Source organism: Hymenobacter agri, from assembly GCF_054778495.1.
The window spans coordinates 1-659 of record NZ_BAAGZM010001191.1 but is presented as its reverse complement, the minus strand read 5'-3'; the positions used below and the strand labels follow the sequence as shown (position 1 = coordinate 659).

Annotated in this window: 1 pseudogene; it reads left to right on the top strand. The window is 64.3% G+C overall.

The window, feature by feature from the left end:
* Positions 1-415, top strand: a pseudogene (locus ACYVDE_RS25265) (hypothetical protein); the annotation flags it as partial.
* Between the last annotated feature and the right edge of the window lie 244 nt (positions 416-659).

The following is a 659-nucleotide window of genomic DNA, read 5'->3' as shown; positions in this document are numbered from 1 at the left end:
CAAGCGCCAGCCGGCCGCCCTCTTCACCACCGACACCAAGCGCACCCGCGCCACGCTGGCTCCGCTGGCCACCGCCCTCAAGCTCGAGCCCCAGACCTACGACCCCAAGCGCGGCCGCGACCTTGCCGACCTCGTGCTGAAGGACTACGCCGGCAAGTCGGTGGTCATCGTGGGCCACTCCAATACGGTGCTGTCGCTGATTGACGACTTCGGCGGCATCCCGCCGGTCGATGAAATAAAGGACTACGAATACGACTACCTGTTCACGGTGCGGGTGGCGCCGGGCATGCAGCCCACCGTCGAAACCCGCGGCTACGGGGCTGAGCGCCGCGAGCCCGTGGCCAGCCGCATGCAAAAAGCCAAAGAGAAAGAGATGAAAATTCAGGCCAAAGCCCAAGCCAAGGCAATCAAGTAGCGCCTGCTCATTTCTGCCAGCATCCCGGCCGCCGGCAGGGTTTGGACGCCTTCGGACCTGCCGATGTGCCCAAACCTTGCCGGCGGCCGTACTTTCGTCCGCCTGCGGTACTTTCCACCCGGTTTTGCTGACGAACTATGTCGAATATGTTGAAGAAGATACTGCTGGGCGCCGGTGCGGCGCTGCTGCTGGCCGCGCCCGCCCCCTCGGCTCAAACCCGCAAAAAAGCCAAAGCCCCGGCTGC